The organism is Alcaligenes sp. GW821-FHT11D07, assembly GCF_058808495.1.
In genome coordinates this window covers 73,031-91,096 of sequence record NZ_JBXART010000002.1, presented here as the reverse complement: position 1 = coordinate 91,096, position 18,066 = coordinate 73,031, and the positions used below count along the sequence as shown (strand labels likewise).

Annotated in this window: 19 protein-coding genes; 9 read left to right on the top strand and 10 right to left on the bottom strand. The window is 57.8% G+C overall.

Going from position 1 to position 18,066, the window contains the following annotated elements:
* From AC1RSM_RS09025 to AC1RSM_RS09010, 4 genes are all read right to left on the bottom strand, one after another.
* Positions 1-672 carry an amino acid ABC transporter permease gene (locus AC1RSM_RS09025; protein ID WP_492931689.1) on the bottom strand — a complete coding sequence of 224 codons (672 nt, stop codon included), beginning with the start codon at positions 670-672 and terminating at the stop codon, positions 1-3.
* A gap of 7 nt (positions 673-679) precedes the next feature.
* Positions 680-1,411 (bottom strand): amino acid ABC transporter ATP-binding protein, encoded by a 732-nt coding sequence (locus AC1RSM_RS09020; protein WP_492931687.1) that lies wholly within the window; start codon positions 1,409-1,411, stop codon positions 680-682.
* 88 nt (positions 1,412-1,499) lie between these two features.
* Positions 1,500-2,438 carry a substrate-binding periplasmic protein gene (locus tag AC1RSM_RS09015; RefSeq protein ID WP_492931685.1) on the bottom strand — a complete coding sequence of 313 codons (939 nt, stop codon included), beginning with the start codon at positions 2,436-2,438 and terminating at the stop codon, positions 1,500-1,502.
* Between the two features lie 175 nt (positions 2,439-2,613).
* The gene (locus tag AC1RSM_RS09010) at positions 2,614-3,522 is read right to left on the bottom strand and encodes a LysR family transcriptional regulator (RefSeq protein WP_492931683.1); all 909 of its coding nucleotides are present in this window, start codon (positions 3,520-3,522) and stop codon (positions 2,614-2,616) included.
* A gap of 150 nt (positions 3,523-3,672) precedes the next feature.
* Here AC1RSM_RS09010 and AC1RSM_RS09005 point away from each other — a divergent pair, with 150 nt between their 5' ends.
* From AC1RSM_RS09005 to AC1RSM_RS08965, 9 genes are all read left to right on the top strand, one after another.
* Positions 3,673-4,686: an ABC transporter substrate-binding protein gene (locus AC1RSM_RS09005; protein ID WP_492931681.1), complete on the top strand. Its 1,014-nt coding sequence runs from the start codon at positions 3,673-3,675 to the stop codon at positions 4,684-4,686.
* 66 nt (positions 4,687-4,752) lie between these two features.
* Positions 4,753-5,514, top strand: a complete 762-nt coding sequence (locus tag AC1RSM_RS09000; RefSeq protein ID WP_492931679.1) for an ABC transporter ATP-binding protein — start codon at positions 4,753-4,755, stop codon at positions 5,512-5,514.
* Entirely contained in the window at positions 5,514-6,332 is an 819-nt protein-coding gene (locus AC1RSM_RS08995; RefSeq protein WP_492931677.1) for an ABC transporter permease, read from the top strand. The genes AC1RSM_RS09000 and AC1RSM_RS08995 overlap by 1 nt, the downstream gene beginning before the upstream one ends.
* 2 nt (positions 6,333-6,334) lie before the next feature.
* Positions 6,335-7,843: an amidohydrolase family protein gene (locus AC1RSM_RS08990; protein ID WP_492931675.1), complete on the top strand. Its 1,509-nt coding sequence runs from the start codon at positions 6,335-6,337 to the stop codon at positions 7,841-7,843.
* 118 nt (positions 7,844-7,961) lie between these two features.
* A complete protein-coding gene (gene ertD / locus AC1RSM_RS08985; RefSeq protein WP_492931673.1) occupies positions 7,962-9,329 on the top strand; it encodes a hydantoin-5-propionate amidohydrolase in 1,368 nt (455 codons plus the stop codon).
* Positions 9,326-10,588 (top strand): N-carbamyl-l-glutamate amidohydrolase ErtE, encoded by a 1,263-nt coding sequence (gene ertE, locus AC1RSM_RS08980; protein WP_492931671.1) that lies wholly within the window; start codon positions 9,326-9,328, stop codon positions 10,586-10,588. Before ertD ends, ertE begins: the two co-directional genes overlap by 4 nt.
* A gap of 1 nt (position 10,589) precedes the next feature.
* A complete protein-coding gene (locus tag AC1RSM_RS08975) occupies positions 10,590-11,228 on the top strand; it encodes a flavin reductase family protein (protein ID WP_492931669.1) in 639 nt (212 codons plus the stop codon).
* A gap of 7 nt (positions 11,229-11,235) precedes the next feature.
* A complete protein-coding gene (locus tag AC1RSM_RS08970; protein ID WP_492931667.1) occupies positions 11,236-11,901 on the top strand; it encodes an aspartate/glutamate racemase family protein in 666 nt (221 codons plus the stop codon).
* 6 nt (positions 11,902-11,907) lie between these two features.
* Positions 11,908-12,678: a 2-keto-4-pentenoate hydratase gene (locus AC1RSM_RS08965; RefSeq protein ID WP_492931665.1), complete on the top strand. Its 771-nt coding sequence runs from the start codon at positions 11,908-11,910 to the stop codon at positions 12,676-12,678.
* A 54-nt stretch (positions 12,679-12,732) separates the two neighbouring features.
* Here the strand turns inward: AC1RSM_RS08965 and AC1RSM_RS08960 are convergent, their stop codons facing one another.
* From AC1RSM_RS08960 to AC1RSM_RS08935, 6 genes are all read right to left on the bottom strand, one after another.
* A complete protein-coding gene (locus tag AC1RSM_RS08960; protein WP_492931663.1) occupies positions 12,733-13,482 on the bottom strand; it encodes a GNAT family N-acetyltransferase in 750 nt (249 codons plus the stop codon).
* 125 nt (positions 13,483-13,607) lie between these two features.
* Positions 13,608-14,378, bottom strand: coding sequence for an APH(3')-II family aminoglycoside O-phosphotransferase (locus AC1RSM_RS08955; RefSeq protein ID WP_492931661.1), 771 nt, complete (start codon positions 14,376-14,378; stop codon positions 13,608-13,610).
* Between the two features lie 79 nt (positions 14,379-14,457).
* The gene (locus tag AC1RSM_RS08950; RefSeq protein ID WP_492931659.1) at positions 14,458-14,892 is read right to left on the bottom strand and encodes an acetyltransferase; all 435 of its coding nucleotides are present in this window, start codon (positions 14,890-14,892) and stop codon (positions 14,458-14,460) included.
* 66 nt (positions 14,893-14,958) lie between these two features.
* Complete coding sequence (locus AC1RSM_RS08945) at positions 14,959-15,591, bottom strand: GrpB family protein (RefSeq protein WP_492931657.1); 633 nt, start codon at positions 15,589-15,591, stop codon at positions 14,959-14,961.
* A 50-nt stretch (positions 15,592-15,641) separates the two neighbouring features.
* Positions 15,642-17,426, bottom strand: a complete 1,785-nt coding sequence (locus tag AC1RSM_RS08940) for an ABC transporter ATP-binding protein (RefSeq protein ID WP_492931655.1) — start codon at positions 17,424-17,426, stop codon at positions 15,642-15,644.
* Between the two features lie 34 nt (positions 17,427-17,460).
* Complete coding sequence (locus AC1RSM_RS08935; protein ID WP_492931653.1) at positions 17,461-18,030, bottom strand: TetR/AcrR family transcriptional regulator; 570 nt, start codon at positions 18,028-18,030, stop codon at positions 17,461-17,463.
* Between the last annotated feature and the right edge of the window lie 36 nt (positions 18,031-18,066).

The window sequence follows — 18,066 nt, the reverse complement described above, 5'->3', positions numbered from 1 at the left end:
CTACGACTTGATCGCGTAGCGCCGTTCGAGCACCCGCGTCAGGTAAACGAAGGGGAAGAAAATCAGGCAGAACAAAATGGCTCCCGCGGTAAACGCGGTGGGATTAGCAATATTGGATTGGATATTGCTGGAGACATTCAGCAGCTCCGGCACCGCAATCACCGAGCCCAAAGTTGTGCCTTTGGTAATGCCAATGGCCCGATTGGTCAGCGGTGGAATGGCCAGCCGTACCGCCTGCGGCAAAATGATGGCAAACAGCGTCTGGCTAAAGCTCATGCCTGTGGAGCGGCCTGCTTCCCACTGGCCGGTAGGCACAGAGGCAATACCGGACCAGAAGATTTCTTCAGCAAAGGCTGACAGCACCAGGCTTAAAGCCAGCACCGTGGCCGGGACAGGCTCGATCACAATGCCCACCGACGGCAGGGCAAAAAAGACCAGCACAATAATGACCAACTGCGGGATCGCGCGAAACACGTCCACATACAGCGTCATCAGGATATTGACGGGACGCCAGCCATAACAACGCAGCACAGCCAATGCCAGCCCCAGGACCGTGCCCAGAACCACGGTCATCACCGCCATTTGCAAGGTCACCCAAAAGCCCTGCATGATCTCGGGCAAATGAGGGCTGATCAGCGTCCAGTTAAAGAAGTAGTAAAGGATCTTCTCCATAGGGGCCTCAGTGCATGCGGCTCAGAAAATCCTGAATACGCTTGTGAGGCGACTTGCTCAGAATTTCATCGGGACTGCCCTGGTCCAGAATCACGCCCTGGTCCATGAACACGATGCGATCACCCACTTCGCGGGCGAACTGCATTTCATGGGTAACAATCACCATCGTCATGCCCGCATCGCGGGTACGTTTCATGACATTCAGCACTTCACCCACCAGCTCCGGGTCCAGACCCGAGGTAGGCTCATCAAACAGCATGACTTTGGGTTCCAGCGCCAGAGCACGGGCAATGCCTACTCGCTGTTGCTGACCGCCGGACAACTGGCTGGGATAGTGCTCCATACGCTCGGCCAGCCCCACTTGTTCCAAGTGATGGCGGGCCTGCTCCTGGGCCTGAGCCTTGGACACTTTTTTGACTTTGCGCAGCGCCAGCATCACATTGCCCAGCGCCGTCATGTGCGGGTACAGGTGAATGCCTTGAAACACCATGCCTATGTTTTGCCGGACCTGATTCAGGTCGGTGCGCGGACAGGTCACATCACTGCCGGCCACCACAATAGAGCCGCTGGTAGGGGTTTCCAGACGATTGATACAACGCAGGCAGGTACTTTTCCCCGAGCCCGAGCCGCCAATCATCACCACAACTTCGCCGGTGTTGACGCTCAGATCTATGCCTTTAAGAATTTCGGCCTGCCCAAACGATTTGCGCAAGCCCTGGATGCGGACGATTTCATTCATGGTCGCTCCTTGACGCGCCTGCCACGGGGGCAGGCGGGGACCGGCCCATACAGGGCCATATAGCTAGGAAAACAGCGTCAGGACGCTATCAGGGACGGGAGCAGTCGGGAGTGTGCTCGGTAGGCTCGTAGCCGGGGAAGTCAGGTACGCCGTAGCCGGGGAAAACCACCGTCATGGCAGTGCCCGCATTAGGCTCGGTACCAAACCACTTCACGTGCAACTTGGACAAGGAGCCGTCTTGCTTCATGCACTCCAGTACTTCATCGACCTTATTGCGCAAGGCCACGTCATCCTGGCGGAAGGCAAAGGCATAGTTGGCCTCGGTGGTCATGTCATAGACCGGGGCCAGAGTGGGTGTTTGGGTGGCGATGTAGCGCGCCAGCGGAGTCTCGGACATATTGGCAAAGGCACGACCAATGGCAACGGCCTGCACCGCATCGGTGTTCTTGTTAAAGCGCTGGATCTTGTAGCCGTATTTTTCCTGGTTATCCTGCAACCAGCGGTCCGAGAAACTGCCGTTATTGACGGCAATAGTCTTGTCCTTCAAGTCTTCCAGCGAATTGACTGTTGCGCCTTTTTTGGCCAGAAAGCTCAAGCCACCAGCCATATAGGGCTCGGCGAACAGCATTTGCTGGGCACGTTCCCGCGTGGTGTTGGTGGGGGCAGCCACCATGTCATAGCGGCTGGAAAACAGGCCCGCAAAAATAGCGGAAAACGGGGTGTCGATCACTTCTGCCCCGTCATACCCCATGCGCTGGGCCACTTCCTGGGTCAGATCGTTGGAAAAACCGTCCGTTTTACCGTCGGTGCCACGCATGAAAAAGGGCACCAGGCCCACGTCAGCCGCAACTTTGAATTTCTTGCCCTGATTGGGATTATCTGCATGAGCCGGCAGGCTCAAGGCCAGGCCAGCGGCCAGTGCAGCCAGCATCCAAGCCGCTTTGTGGCTGACGCGTCCCAAGCGGGAAGCGGTGTTTGTGCGTGATACGGCCGCGTCCAACGCGGCGATTGTGTGTACGCCTTGCATAAGGTCTCCTTGCCATCCATTTTCTGTTTGTAGTGCTTCAATTCTAGGGGTGGCAAAACCTTGATGTCATATGCTTTTTTATTAACTCCACATAACATAGTGTTAATTCAAGACCTGTGCACCCGGCCTGCATTTAGCGCCAGCCAGGGCAAAGCAGCTTTTCGTCCAAAGAGTCCTAAGCCCAGCCTGCTCGCATACCCCTAGACGATGTCGTCACCAGGACTTCCATAAAATCGTGGGCCAGTTGAGAAACGGGCACCACGTTGGAATGCAACATGTGCAGGGGCATAGTAGTACGGGGGTTAATTGGGCGTACCACCACATCGGGCCAGACCCGTCCGGCCACGGCCAGTTCATCCACAATGGCAATGCCTGCACCGGCTTGCACCATGGCACAGGCAATATGGGTCAGGCGGACTTCAACCGCCAGTTGTGGCACGCCGGGGCGGTTACCAAATAATTGCTGCACCATCTGACCGTAAGGTGTGTCATTGCCATAACCAATCAGGTCCAGCCCCTCCAGATCAGTGGCATCCAGCTCTTGCTTGTCGGCCAAGGGATGACTGGCTGGCAACACCGCCACCAGATGGTTTTCGTAGATGGATTGGGCATGCAGGCTGGGATGGGTCAGCGGCACAATGGCCACCCCCACTTCGGCCTGTTGCGTCACCAGCGCCTGCACCAGATCACTGGAAATCAGGGTGCGCACATAGACTTTCACATCCGGAAAAGCCTTGCGAAACCGAGTCACCGCCATGGGAATCAAGGTCTGCCCCAAGCTGGGGCTGACGGCAATGTGCAAACTGCCCTGGCGCTTTTCAATCAAGTCGGTCGCCACCTCATTGACGCGCTGCACGCTGTTATGGACTTGCTCCACTTCCTGGTAGAGCCGACGCGCTTCAGGCGTGGGGTACAGGCGACCCTTGATGCGCTCAAACAGCACTAGGCCAATGCGTGATTCGGTATAGGACAAGAGGCGGCTGATGGCCGGTTGAGACACGTTCAGCAACTGTGCCGCCTTGCTGATGGAACCGGTCAGCATGATGGCACGAAAGACCTCGATTTGACGAAGATTGAGCAGCATCCCTTAACTTAGCCTTATGTTTCGAGCACAAATAAGCATAAGACATTTTGATTTGCCTATGTTTCAATTTTTTCAAGCTGCCATCCCGTTGAGCCCTGTGCACAACGGACTTACAGAGCGGCTTCATAACTACGACACGGAGACAAAATCATGCAAACCCTGCTTGCACGCACCCTGGCGGTGTTGGGCTTGGGGCTGGCCGCCGCTGCGCCCACCGCCCACGCTGCCGACAAAGTTCAATTAATGCTGGACTTCATCCCCACAGGCGACTACGCGCCCTACTACTCGGGCATTGCCAACGGAATTTACGAGAAACACGGCATAGACCTGAAAATCACCCGCGGTACCGGTTCGGGCGATACGGTTCTGAAAGTGGCCGGTGGTGCCGCCGATATCGGTCTGGCCGATATTTCCGCCATCCTGACCTCGCGCCAGAATAGCCAAACCCCCGTCAAGGCCATTGCCTCGACCTTCTCGCATTCGGCCCATTCTCTTTTTGTCCGCAAAGACTCCGGCATTACCGACTTTTCCGGCCTGGAAGGCAAGAAGATTGCCGTCTCGCCCGGTAACAGCCACAAGCTCTACTTCCCCATGGTGGCCCGCAAAGCCAATACCGATCCCGACAAAATCCAGTGGGTCACGGTAGACGGCTCCTCCATGGCCCCCTTGCTCATTAATGGCAAGGTTGATGCCGCCCCTTTCCTGGCCACCAACTACTACTACCAGAACAAGCAGGCCAAGCGTTTTGGCAAGGAAATCGTGGTACTGCCCTTTAGCGACCAGGGCTTCAACATCTACGCCCTATCCATCTTTGCCACTGAAAAAACGCTGAACGAACGCCCTGAAATGGTGCAGAACTTTCTGAACGCCACCATTCAGGCCTGGGACGCCGCCCGCAAAGATCCGGACACCGCCTGCCAGGCGCATGTCAAAGCCAATCCTGAAATCGATATGGATGACTGCATGGGCAATCTGAATGCTGTGCTGGGCTACATCTACACCGACTTCAGCGCCCAACACGGGCTGGGCAGCCTGGAGGAAGGCCGCATGAAAACCACGTACGAAGCCGTTGCCGAAGCCCAAAGTCTGGACCCGGCCTGGGACTACCACCAAGCCTACGACACGCAATTTATCGTCAAGGCCAACGGCACCGCCAAGCCCTGAGCTGAGCTGATTTTCGAGCGCGTGCTGGCTGGCCCAGGCGGGTCGGCGCGCGCCTAGGAGCGCATTGTGATACGCATTAAAGATGTCAACCTGATCTACGGTCGCAACACCGACCGCGAAACTCAGGCGCTAAAGCAAATCAACCTGGATATCCGGGACAACGAAATCATTGCCATCGTCGGTGCTTCAGGCTGCGGGAAGTCCACCCTGCTGCGCCTGATTGCGGGCTTGCTGATTCCAACAACGGGCAGCGTCAGCATTGATGATGAAGTGGTGGCGCACCCCCGCCAGGACACCGGCATTGTGTTCCAGGCTCCCACACTGGTGCCCTGGGCCAATATTCTGGACAACACCCTGCTGCCATCGAGCATCATGGGCCGCCTGGACGATCAGGCCCGCAACCGCGCCAAGCGTCTGCTGACCACCGCTGGCCTGGGCAACTTCCTGCACCACCACCCCAAGCAGCTCTCCGGCGGCATGCAGCAACGCGTGGCCATTTGCCGCGCCCTGGTACACAACCCCAAAGTGGTCCTGATGGACGAGCCGTTTGGCGCCCTGGACGCCCTGACTCGCGAAACCATGACGCTGGAACTGCTGCGTCTTTGGTACGAAGACCCCAAAACCATTGTCTTTGTGACGCACTCCATTTCCGAGGCCGTCATGCTGGGCCACCGCATTGTGGTCATGTCCCCGCGCCCCGGCCAGATCACTGAAATTCTGGATGTGAACCTGCCACGCGAGCGCGACTTCTCCCTGGTGGGCACGCCTGAATTCACACGCTGTGCCGCTGCCGTCCGTGAACTTATTTTCCAACACGAGGTGGCTTGATGAGCGAGCAAACCCAAACCCTGGTCGCCGCCCCCATCCGCAAGCGACGCCTGCGTCTGCGCGACTTCAACGAGATTACCGTCCCGGCCATCACCCTGATTGCCGTCGTCATCCTGTGGGAACTGGCCAGCCGCCTGTTTGATATCCCTGAATACCTGGTGCCGGCTCCCTCGCGCATCTGGGCCGATTCCATGCAAATGAAAGAGGCCATGCTGATGCACACCCTGGTGTCCACGCGCACCATTATGTTGGGCTTTTTGCTGTCCATTGCGGTCAGCTTCCCGCTGGCTGTGCTGATTACCTATTCGCGCTTTTTCGAACAGGCCATTTACCCGCTGCTGATTCTGACCCAATCCATCCCCAAGGTGGCCCTGGCTCCGATTCTGGTCATTATTTTTGGCCCTACCGAACTGCCCCGCGTGGTGGTGACCTTTCTGGTGGCGTTTTTCCCGCTGGTTATTTCCATGACCTCCGGCCTTTTGGCCGCTCCGCCCGAACTGATTGAACTGGTGCGTGCCTGTCGCGCCACCCGTCTGCAAGAGTTCTTCCGCATTCGTCTGCCCTTTGCCGTGCCCTTTATTTTCTCCGGCCTGAAAGTGGCCATCACCTTGTCCGTAGTAGGTGCTGTAGTGGGTGAGTTTGTGGCGGCAGATCAAGGTCTGGGTTACTTGATCACGACGTCCACCGCCTTTTTCAAAACGCCGGTTGCCTTTGGTGCGATGGCTATTTTGTCGGTCCTGGGCATTGTGTTCTTCCAAGTCATTTCGGCGGCTGAACGCATTCTGTTCCCTTGGGCCATCAAAGACAATCGGAGCTGAATATGACCTCCCCCTATACCGTCATTCGTGGAGGCTTGGTACTGGCCCACGCCCAGGCTAGAACAGAGCCCTTGGACATTCTGATCAAGGACGGCGAAATCATCGCCATGGGGCCACACGGCATGCCAGCCCCGGCAGATGCCCTCGTAGTCCAGGCGGATGACCAGTTGCTGCACCCAGGCCTGATCAATGCGCATACCCACGGCCACGGCACCTATGCCAAAGCCATGGGGGATCGCTGGTCGCTGGAACTGCTGTTGACGGCTGGCCCCTGGATCAATGGCGATCGCCACCTGGAAGACAAATACCTGAGCACTCAGCTAAACGCCGCCGAAATGCTGCTGAAAGGCTGTACCGCCAGTTATGACCTGTATTCCGAAGTTCCGGTGCCCACTGCCGAGGGCATGAACGCGGTCGCCCAGGCCTATGTGGATGCAGGCATGCGGGCCACAGTGGCTCCCATGATGGCGGACCTGTCTTTTTACCAATCCGTACCCGGTCTGATTGAGGCCCTGCCCGACGAGCTGCAAAAGTTTGTGGCTCAACTGGCCCCTCAGCCTTATGAAGCCACCCTGTCCGGGCTGACTGATTTTCTGGATCAACAACGCAACTCAGACCGCATCCGCGTGGCGCTGGCTCCCACCATTCCCATGCTGTGCTCGGATGAGTTTCTGAAAACCTGCGCCAAGATCAGTGCAGAGCGTGATATTGGCCTGCACAGCCACGTAGGCGAATCCTATGTGCAAGCCCTGACCGGCATGAAGCGTTATGGGACCACCATTGTTCAGCACCTGGACAAGCTGGGCCTGATCTCCCCCCGTTTTACGCTGGCACACGCCATTTGGCTGGACGAACGCGACCTGGACATCCTGGCCGAACGCGGCGCAATGGTAGCCCACAACCCAGGCAGCAATATGCGTTTGGGCAATGGCATTGCCGATGTGAACTCCATGCTGGAACGCGGCATTACCGTGGGTCTGGGCACGGATGGCTCCAATAGCGGGGACAACCAGAATATGTATGAAGCCATGCGCCTGGCCTCTTTTTCGTCCAAGGTGCGCGGCCCTGATACCGAGCGCTGGGTAACAACCACACAAGCCCTGGCAGCAGCAACGGAAGGCAGCGCCCAATGCCTGGGCATGGGCTCGCAACTGGGCCGTCTTGAACCGGGCCGCAAAGCGGACATCGTGTTCCTGGACCTGGCTCATATCAACTGGATTCCGCATAACAACACCGTGAATCAACTGGTGCATCTGGAAGACGGACTGGCACTGCGCCATGTGATGGTTGATGGCCGCTTTGCCGTACGCGATCGCCAGTTAACTCAAGTGAATATGCCGCGCCTGCGCCAGCAAGTTGAGCAGGCCCAGGAACGCATTGCACGCAACACCTTCGACAAGCGCCACATCACCGAAAAACTGGCTAAAGCCGTGGGTTCGTTCTGCCTGTGCCTGGGACACGATCGTTACCACGTGCAGCGCTGGGCGCACCCTAAGCAAGACTTAACATGACGTTATGTTTTACCGATAAATAGGCATACGACATTCATGATTAGATTTGCTTCAATCATAGAAACAACATTGCGGGCACGCGAGATGCGCGAGTCCGAGCTATCCAAGGAGGAAAATAATGAGTGACTTCGATCTGGTAGTACGGGGAAATATTGTTGAGCGTGACCGCATCATCACTGACGGCTGGCTTGCCGTGCGTGAAGGCCGAGTAGCGGCCCGTGGCGTTGGCGCTGCTCCTTCTGCCCGTGAGCATGTGGATGCGCGTGGTATGTGGGTGATGCCCGGCGTGCTGGACGGCCAGGTTCACTCCGGCAGTCAAGCCAACCAGGAAGGACTGGGCTGGGCCTCTCGTGCAGCCGCTGCCGGTGGCGTGACCACCATGGTGGAAATGCCTTACGACGACCCCGAACCCGTTGCTTCCCGCCCGCAGCTGGAAGACAAGATTGCCCGCATTGAAAGCGATTGCCACGTGGACGTAGCCTGCTATGGCACGCTGAATGATCAGCACGGCCTGGAAGCCGCCGCTGGCCTGATTGAAGGCGGCGTGTGCGGTTTCAAATTCTCCACCTTTGAAGCCAGCCCCAACCGTTTTCCCCGTGTGGAAGAAGACATCCTGATGGAAGCCTTCCGCCTGATCGCCCCATCGGGCCTGGCCTGCGGTGTGCACAACCAGGACCAGGAGCTGACCCGCAAGAACATCAAGCGCATGGTTGAAGCCGGTGATACGGGCTGGGACGCCTTCTTGCGCGCCCACACCCCATTGATCGAAAACCTGGCCACCAGCGCCATTTACGAAATCGGTGCTCAGACCGGCGCCCGTGCTCACGCCGTGCACGTGTCCCTGTCTCGCGGTTTCGAGATCTGCAATATGTACCGTCAGGCAGGCCACCAAGCGTCCATCGAGACCTGCGTGCAATACCTGATGCTGAACCACGAAGAACACACCCGTCGTTTTGGCGCCAAGACCAAGCACTACCCGCCCATTCGCCCCAAGGCTGAAATGGATCTGCTCTGGACCCATATCGCCAACGACGAATGTACTTTTGTGTCCTCCGACCACGTGAGCTGGGGCCTGGAGCGCAAGCAGTTTGACAATGTGTTCCAGAACTCCTCGGGCGGTCCCGGTCTGGAAACGCTGCTGCCCGCCTTCTGGACAGGCTGCGCCGAACACGGTATTTCCCCCACCATGGTCGTCAAGCAATTGTGCTGGGGTCCGGCAAAGCATTTCCTGCTGGAACACCGCAAGGGTTCGCTGAATGTGGGTGCCGACGCGGACATCGTGATCGTGAAACCAGAAACTTACCGTTTTGATCCGTCCAACAGCCTGTCCGCCGTCACCTGGAGCTCGTTTGAAGACCGCGAATTCCAAGTTCGCGTGGAAGCCACTTACGTGCGCGGCCAACTGGCCTGGGACGGCAAGACAGTACGGAATGCCGCAGGCGACGGTCAGTTTATCCGTCCTCACAAGGCAGGCGAGCTGTCATGAGCCTGGCCATGCCCTTGTTAAATCAGGAGCGCCTATGGCGCAGCACCCAGGATCTGGCGGCATTCACACTGCCCGACCTGCCCTGGACGCGCCGCGCCTTTTCCGATCTGTTCTTGCAGTCGCGTCAGTGGCTGATCCAACAGTTTGAAGAGGCTGGCCTGAGCGTGCGCATGGATGCCGCCGGAAACCTGATCGGACGCCGCGAGGGGCGCAAGCCCGGCCTGGCGCCGATTACAACCGGTTCGCACTGCGACACCGTGATGTACGGTGGCCGCTATGACGGCATCATCGGCGTACTGGCTGGCCTGGAAGTGGCCCGCTGCCTGAACGAGCAGAACATCCAGTTGGACCATCCTTTTGAGGTGGTGGATTTTCTGTCCGAAGAACCTAGCGACTATGGTGTGTCCTGCGTAGGCAGCCGCGCTATGGGCGGCGTGCTGTCCGACGCCATGCTGGCCGAACGCAATCCGCAGGGCGAGACACTGGCACAAGGCATTGCCCGCGTCGGTGGCCGCCCCCAGGAACTGGCCCAGGCCCGCCGCGCACCGGGCGATACCGCCGCCTTTGTTGAGCTGCATATCGAACAAGGGCCGGTGCTGGAATCGCGTAATCTGCCCATTGGCGTGGTCAGCAATATTGTGGGTATTTGCCGCCATCGCATCATCATCACGGGTCGCCCGGACCATGCGGGCACCACGCCTATGGATATACGCCGTGACGCCCTGGTCGGTGCCAGCCTGATTATCAGCGAGGTGGACCGCAAGGCACGCCGCGCCTTGGGTGGGCCGGACTATCTGGTCGCCACCATCGGCAACCTGAACCTGACCCCCAACGCCTCCAATGCCGTACCCGGACGCGTGGAAATGATGGTGGAAGTCCGTAGCGATCGTCAGGAGCTGATGCAATCCTTTACCGAGGAACTGCTGGCGGAGTTACGCCCGCACATCGACGCCATGGGCCTAGGTCTGGAAGCAGCGCAAGTCAGCCTGGCCAAGCCCACGGACTGCACGCCCGAAGTGATGAACATCATTGAGCAGGCCGCCAGTTCACTGGGCTATCAAAGCATGGTCATGCCCAGCGGCGCCGGTCACGATGCCGTCTATATGGCCCCCAGCGGACCCATGGGCATGATCTTCATTCCCTGCCTGAATGGCCGCAGCCATTGCCCTGAAGAATCCATTAGTTCCGAGCAGTTGCTGGATGGAACACGGGTTCTGTACCAAACCATTGTCATGCTGGACCAGGCTCTGGAGAACTGAGATGGACTGGCCTTGTGATCAGTTAAGCGAACGCGAACGCTACCGCTTGTTGGTCAACACCGTGTTACCGCGCCCTATTGCCCTGGTCACCAGTTGCGACCAGCAAGGACGCGTGAACACGGCCCCCTTCAGTTTTTTCAATGTCATGGGGTCCGAGCCGCCCGTTATCGCCCTGGGTCTAGAAAACGACGCAAACTCGGCCGATGGCCTGAAAGACACCACCCGCAATATTCTGGCCACACGTCAATTTGTGGTGAACCTGATCAGCGCCAAGATGGCGCAGGCCATGAATATCTGCGGGATTTCCTACCCCACCGGCCAGGCCGAACACCTGCATGCTGGGCTGGATCTGGCCCCCAGCCGTCAAGTGCGACCACCACGCATTGCGCAAAGCCCGGTGCAGTTTGAATGCCGTTTGCACACTGCATTGGACATGGGCCCGCTACGCCATATCGTCATTGGCGAAATCCTGCATCTGCATTGTGACGACGCCATCCTCACGCCTGAAGGGCGTATTGATATAGACGCCTATGACCCTATCGGACGCCTGCACGGCTCCGACTGGTACGTAGGCTTGCAAGGCCGTTTTCAATCAGAAAAATTCAGCCACCAAACCGGGCCACAACCCACCCAACCATAAAAACATCATGAATCGTCGCCCCCACATCTACGTTCTGAACCCTAATTCCAGCCAGATCGTAACGGACGGTCTGGACCGTGCCGTCCAGCCTTTGCGTCTGGCTGATGGCCCGGCCATCTCTTGCCTGCGTCTGCCCGAAGGGCCTGCCGGGGTGCAGAGCCAAACCGACATCGATACTTTGATCCCGCATCTGCGCGCCCAGGCCCTGAGCGTGAAAGATCAGGCCAGCGCCTATGTCGTCGCCTGCTTTAGTGATCCCGGCCTGTATACCCTGCGCGAAGCCGTAGACGTACCTGTGCTGGGCATTGCCGAAACGGGGGTGCTGACGGCCCTGTCTCTGGGCCAACGCTTTGGTGTGCTGTCCATCTTGCAGGCTTCCATTCCGCGTCACCTGCGCTACTTTGGCGCCATGGGCGTAAGCGATCGTTTGGCGGCTGATCTGGCCATCAATATGGAAGTCTCCGCACTGGCGGACGAGGCAAAAACCCTGCAACGTCTGACAGAGGTAGGCACCCGTCTGCGCGATGAATATGGGGCCGATGTCGTGGTGATGGGGTGTGCCGGTATGGCCAGTCAGCGCGAGGCTCTGGAGCAGAATCTGGGCATTGCCGTGGTGGAGCCGACTCAGGCAACCGTGGCAGTTGCCCTGGGCCGCTGCTTATTAGGCTGGTAGGGCTTGATGAACGCCCCTTTGCACACCAGCGCACTGGCAACGGCACAACGTCTGCTGCAGGCGCGTCAGGAAAACCAAGCCATTGAGGATTGGCCCGATGCGCTGCGCCCCCTGTCCTTTGATCAAGCCTATGCTGTCCAGACCCTGCAAATGGAAGCCTTAGGCCCCATAGGCGGCTGGAAAGTAGGTGCGGCCAATAGCATGGCCCCGCCTACCTGCGCCCCCCTGCCCCAGCGTTTCCGCTACGCCAGCCCCGATGCTCCTGTTACGCAGAACCTGTCTCTGCGTGGCATAGAGGTGGAGATCGGCCTGATCATGGGCCAGGACCTGCCACCTGGCCCAAGCCCGTATACACCAGAGCAAGTGTGGGCAGCGGTCAAAGAAGTGTGCGTCGCGGTGGAAATTGTGGAATCCCGTTTTGCCCACCGTGAAGCAGTCGGCCGACTATCCACCCTGGCCGATCTGGCCAGCCACGGCGCACTGATTCATCAGGCAAAAGGGGTCGCTGCTAAGGACATACGCCTGCTCCAGCCCGATTGGGTTCATCTGCACGTAGGGCAGCAAGCCCCTTTGCAAGGGCCCAATCAAAATCCTGCCGGTGATGTCATGCGCCTGCTGCTCTGGCTGGCCAATCAAGGTAGCCACCACTGTGGTGGTTTACAGCAAGGGCAAGTCATCATTACCGGCACCTGCCTGCCTATGCTGCAGGCCGCGGCGGGTGATCGCATTCACGCCGCCATTGCAGGCCTGGGCGAGCTGGACTTTATGTGTAGCTAAGATCCCAGTGCCAGCGCCCAAAATGGCGCTGGTATTGCCTGACAGCGTTCCACTTTAAGCGGGTGGCAGAATCACATCCCAATAGCCGTACAGTTCCAGACCTGCCCCACGAGCCACGCTGGCCGAGGCCAGATTGTCACCCTGGAAGCGATATTGTGGCTCCCAGCCTTGCTGCAAGGCGCAATGGCTCATGGCCTGGACCGTCGCACGCGCGTAGCCCCGGCCACGCTTGTCGGCTCGGGTCAAAACACCCAAATCGGCCATGCCAAACTCGTCTTCATCCCAGGCATACATGCTGGCCGCGCAGGCCAGTTCTTCGCCATCGAAAGCACCAAAAACCAGCCAGTGATCCAGCTCGACATAACTGGCGTCTCGGTCCTCTTCGCTGGCTTGCTCGCAGAAGGCTTCAAATATAGCGGCATCGTCGGCATTTAATTGCCGCACAGGCCCGTCTGCCGGGGCGGCGCTCAAGCCCGCCTGAACCGCCAAAGGGAAATAAAACAGCGCATCCGCACCGTGGAAATGCCCGCCAGCCTCTTGCACCGCGGCCTGCAAATCCTCCAGAGAAACCAAGGGGTCCGGGCCTATGGCTTTTGCCATTGCAGGAGAGATCAAGGCCCACACTGGCTGGCCGGGACGCTGCAAGACCATGCCTGCTTCGCCCTCATCCAGGCTGTCATCAACACGCAGCACCAGATCTGCGCTGCTGCTGTAGGGAATGCCGCGTGCAAAGCGGGTCTGCCAATAGTGGCTGACCTTGGGAGAAAACACGTTTTGTTCGGAAGAAGCGGAAATAACCATCATTGAACTCACTCAAAAATACGTAGCCAATCAGCCAGACACCGCAGGTGGGCTGGCTGATCGTTGATGCGAGGAGAAGCAAGCGGATGGGGTTGACACACTTGCCCGTCTACACAGACCAGCCGAGTTTAAAAAAACTCATCCAAAAGGCAAAAGAAAGCGATGCGCTCGGCATCCATCTCCACGCCGTATAGGGCAAAGAAAGGCGCCAGCCATTCCTTGCCCAGATTGCGTTCTATACTGCGCGCCGTCAGCGCCAAGTCCTGAAAACGATCCGCCACGCCCAAGCGTCCACAGTCAATAAAACCGCTGAACTGCCCTTCATACACCATGAAGTTGGGCAGGCAGGCGTCGCCATGGGTGACGACCAGATCTTCCTGAACCGGGCGGCTGGCGTACAGCTCATCCAACAGACTTTGCACGGGCGTGCCCTGACGCTCATCGTCAAAATCTTCTTCGTCAATCAGACCAGCTTGTGCGCGCGCAGCGGCATCAGCCAAGCGGTGTTCAAGACGATGATCGAAGGGGCAGGATTCAAGCGGCAAGCGGTGCAAACTTTGCAAGGAAAATGCCAAGAGCTCCACGGTTTGCTGTGGAGACAAGCCTTCTGTGCAGGCCAGATCGCGCCCGGCAACAGCACTCATCAACAGCCAATGGCGCCCCTCTGCCCGCAAAGTATCCAGCACTTGCGCACAAGGCAGGCCTTGCGCGTGCAACCAGCGCAAACGTTCGATTTCATCAGGCAGTTCGGCCAAGGGCAGATCGTCCTCTGCCTTCACAAACTGGCAGGTGCCATCCGGCCAGTCCAGACGCCAGACATTCGCCCCGGACTCCCCTATGGTTTGAGCTTGTACCGTGGCGGCAGCCAATCGGGTTTGCCAAGCAGCTGGAAAACTCATACTCAAAAAACCTTGCTAAAAACAGTCGCTAAAAATGGGGGCAGCGCATCAAACGGGGGGCATCAGACAGCACGGCACATCAGGCCTGATATTGAAGATGAATCAGGGGGTAAGGCTTGCCTTGATCGTCCACGGGCGAGCGACCAATACGCTTGAAGCCCATTTTTTCGTAAAAGCCTATGGCCTGTTCATTCTGTTCGTTCACATCCGTGCTCATGGCCGGGTGCAGGCTCAGGCCGTGCAGCACCAATGCTTTGCCCACCCCCGTACCACGGCTGTCCGGATCAACAAACAGGGCTTGCATATGGCCATCGTCAATCAACATGAAGGCCAGTGGATAGTCCTGATCGTCCACCGCCAAGCACAAGGTGGCCTGCGGCAGAAAACCGCAGACCATCTCATCAATTTCCTGACGGTCCTGAGCGGATAAAAAGTCGTGCGTGGCATCGACGGCCTTGCGCCAGATTTCGATGACACGTTGCCCGTCCTCGGGACGTGAATAGCGAATGTTCATTCTCAGTCTCTCTTTCTAAGGCCGGCCCTTTCAGGCCAAGTAACACCAAGCTCTTGCTGCGTGGCGCTATGCGTCTGACGACGCAGGAAGCAAGCCTTGCGACTCGAAGATCTTGCGGTAAATATCGCGCACCACAGCCTGCTTTCTTTGGTTGTAGTCCTGCACGGTGCCCACTGCTTGCGTGGCCTGCATCTTGGCCTGCGCATAGCGCTGCAAATCATCCGGGTGCGTGCTTAACCAGTCCCGGAACAGAATATGGCGCATATGCTCAGGGCAATCAGGGCCGAACACATGCAGGTTCACGCGCGGTTCTTCCTGGCGCAGCATGCGGTGCTGATACCAGGATCGTTCACGAATGCTCAGTTCATAACCCAAGGCATTCAGGGCTGGCACATAGTCCTGCTCTTGCTCCGGATCTGCCACCAGCACATCAATATCAATGACCGGCTTGGCGGGCAGACCCAATACCGCGGTCGAGCCCACATGCGCAATCATCAAGGCCCTATTGCCCAAGGCATCCCGAATCTCCTGGCTCAAGCGCTGGTACAGCACTGGCCAGGCCGCGTCATAAGCCTGGACCGTGATCACTTCCGCTTTAGGCGCACCGGCCACCCAGGGGTTTTCATTGGGATCACCTTCCTCAAAGAAGGTGATTTTGCTGAATGCCGATGCAGGTACGGTGTTTTTATCTTCACTCATCATCGCTCTGCCTGAAACTGATTGCTCTACTAGCCTAAATCCTACCCAACTCACGGAGTCTGTCCTGCCTTGAGTAGTTCGGCGTACACGCCTCCCTGCTCTGCCAATTCCTGATGCGTGCCCTGCTCCACCAACTTGCCTGCTTTCAACACAAAAATGCGATCGGCATGACGTATGGTGGAGAGCCTATGTGCAATTGAAATAACGGTACGGCTGGCCGCCATCTTTTCCAGGGCGGCAGACATGGCGTTTTCCGTGGCGTTATCCAAGGCGCTGGTCGCTTCGTCCAACAAAAGCACAGGCGGGTTACGCAAAATAGTACGCGCCAAGGCCAGACGTTGCTTCTCACCTCCCGAAAAACGATAACCGCGCTCGCCCACAGTGGTTTCATACCCCTGCGGCAAAGTCATGATGAAATCATGTATCTGGGCCGTTTTGGCTGCTTCCAACAAGTCCTCGTGGCTAGCTTCAGGACGGGCAAAACGCAGGTTCTCGGCAATACTGGCATTAAGCAAAAAGGGTTCTTGATTCACCACCCCCAGAACGCTGGCCAATTGCTCGAAACTCATCTGGCGCAAATCGATGCCGTCAATTGTGATGCTGCCCTGCTCAGGGTCGGCCAGACGCGCCAACAAATAGCCCAGCGTTGTCTTGCCAGCCCCCGTAGGCCCCACGATGGCGACATGACTGCCCGGCGGAATATCCATGCAAATATCGGACAGCGTTGGCGTCTCTGACTGATAGCGATAGCTGACCGCGTCCAGCTTGACGTGCCCTCGCGGGCCGGCGTCAGGAAAGGGTTTGGGCTGCGCAGGCTCGGTCAATTCAGCCGGGGTATCCATATACTCAAAGATTCGCGTGAACAGGGCGCGGGTAGTGCGCAAGCGCACGCCGCTTTGCAGCAAATCTTCCAGCGGCCACATCAGTTGCTCCTGCAGGGCAATCAAGGCCACCAGGGTGCCGATCGTGACGGTCAAGCCTTGTCCAATCAACCAGCCACCCAGCAATAAGGTCAACGCAGGCAAGGCCCCCAGCAATAAATAGATCAAGGACCATTGCCATTCACCTGCCGTCTGGGCGCGCACCTCCAGACGAGCCACTTGCGAGGACACCTGCGCGAATCGCCGGGTTAAAAAACCGCTCTGGGCCAACGTACGCGACAAAATAATACCCGGTGCAGACAAGGTTTCCTGCACTGTGGCCGACATATCCGCATGGCCTGCTTGTTGATCGTGCGTCAGGCGCTCGCGCAGTTCGCCCACTTTATTGCTCAGCCAAATGGATGGTGGCAAGACCGCAAAAGAAAACAGGGCCAGTCGCCAATCCAGCAGCATCATGGCTATTGCTGTCGTGGCCACCACGCTGAAATTGCGTGCCAGATCCGTAGCTGTATTACTGACTACGGCTTGCAAACCACCAATATCGTTAGCAATACGGGACTGGATTTCCCCGGTCCGCGTGCGGATGAAAAAACCCAGAGACAAGCTCTGCAAATGGCCATAGAGACTGACACGCAAATCGTGCATGATCGCCTGCCCGATCTTGGCGGACAAAACGGTTTGCAGCACATTGATGCCAGCGGAAATTGCGCTGATCCCCAGCAAGCCCAGCACCAGCCAGAGCAGCAGGCCAAAGTCTTGTTCTGGCAAGGCCGTGTCTATAATTTCGCGCAGCAAAAAAGGAGACACCACCCCAATCACGGCACCAAAGGCAATCAACAAGCCCACCAGCAGCAAGCGGGAGCGCCAGGGTTTGAACAAGCCCAGAATCCGGCCCACCGAGGTGTGGCGGGATGACAGGGTTGCGTAATCGATATCCGTGTCTTTTTCTATCATCAAAGCACTCAGGGTTTGGCGAAAAAGCGTTTAGCTAAATCAGCCGGGTTTCCATCAAAAATAAATGTCGCAAATGCTGCTCGGCTTGCTCTGCCGTCAGGTCGATTGCTTCGGTCAGCAACATATTGGCCAGACCGTCATACAGGGCGGATAAACGCAGCGCTGTGCCACTAGGATCGGGGGCTTGCCACAAGCCTTGTTCGGCACCACGGCGCAGGTAGGAAGCCAATTGCTCCAGCATCCTGTTCTGTACCCGAGAGATCACAACGGCCAGTGCCGCATCGGTTCTGGCCAGATCTGTGGCATCCATCCACAAGAACCAATAAATGCGACTGCTCTGATCAAAGGCGGAGCACAGGTAGTTTTCCATGAAGGCAGCGGGCTCCTGCTCCTGCCCGTCTTCCTGCCCCACCAACTGATCAAAAATCTCGCCCCAGGCCTGGGCCCGTAATTCGGACCAACGGAAATAGTGGTTCAAAAGACCGCGGCCTACGCCTGCCCGTTCGGTCACCATGCGCGTGGTGGCGGCACGAACACCCACTTCCAACAAAATCTCGACAGCGGCCTGTCGGATGCGGGTTGCACTGTCTTCTTTTTCACTCATCCCTTTATCTCCTCTTGACGAACATTGAGCAAGCGC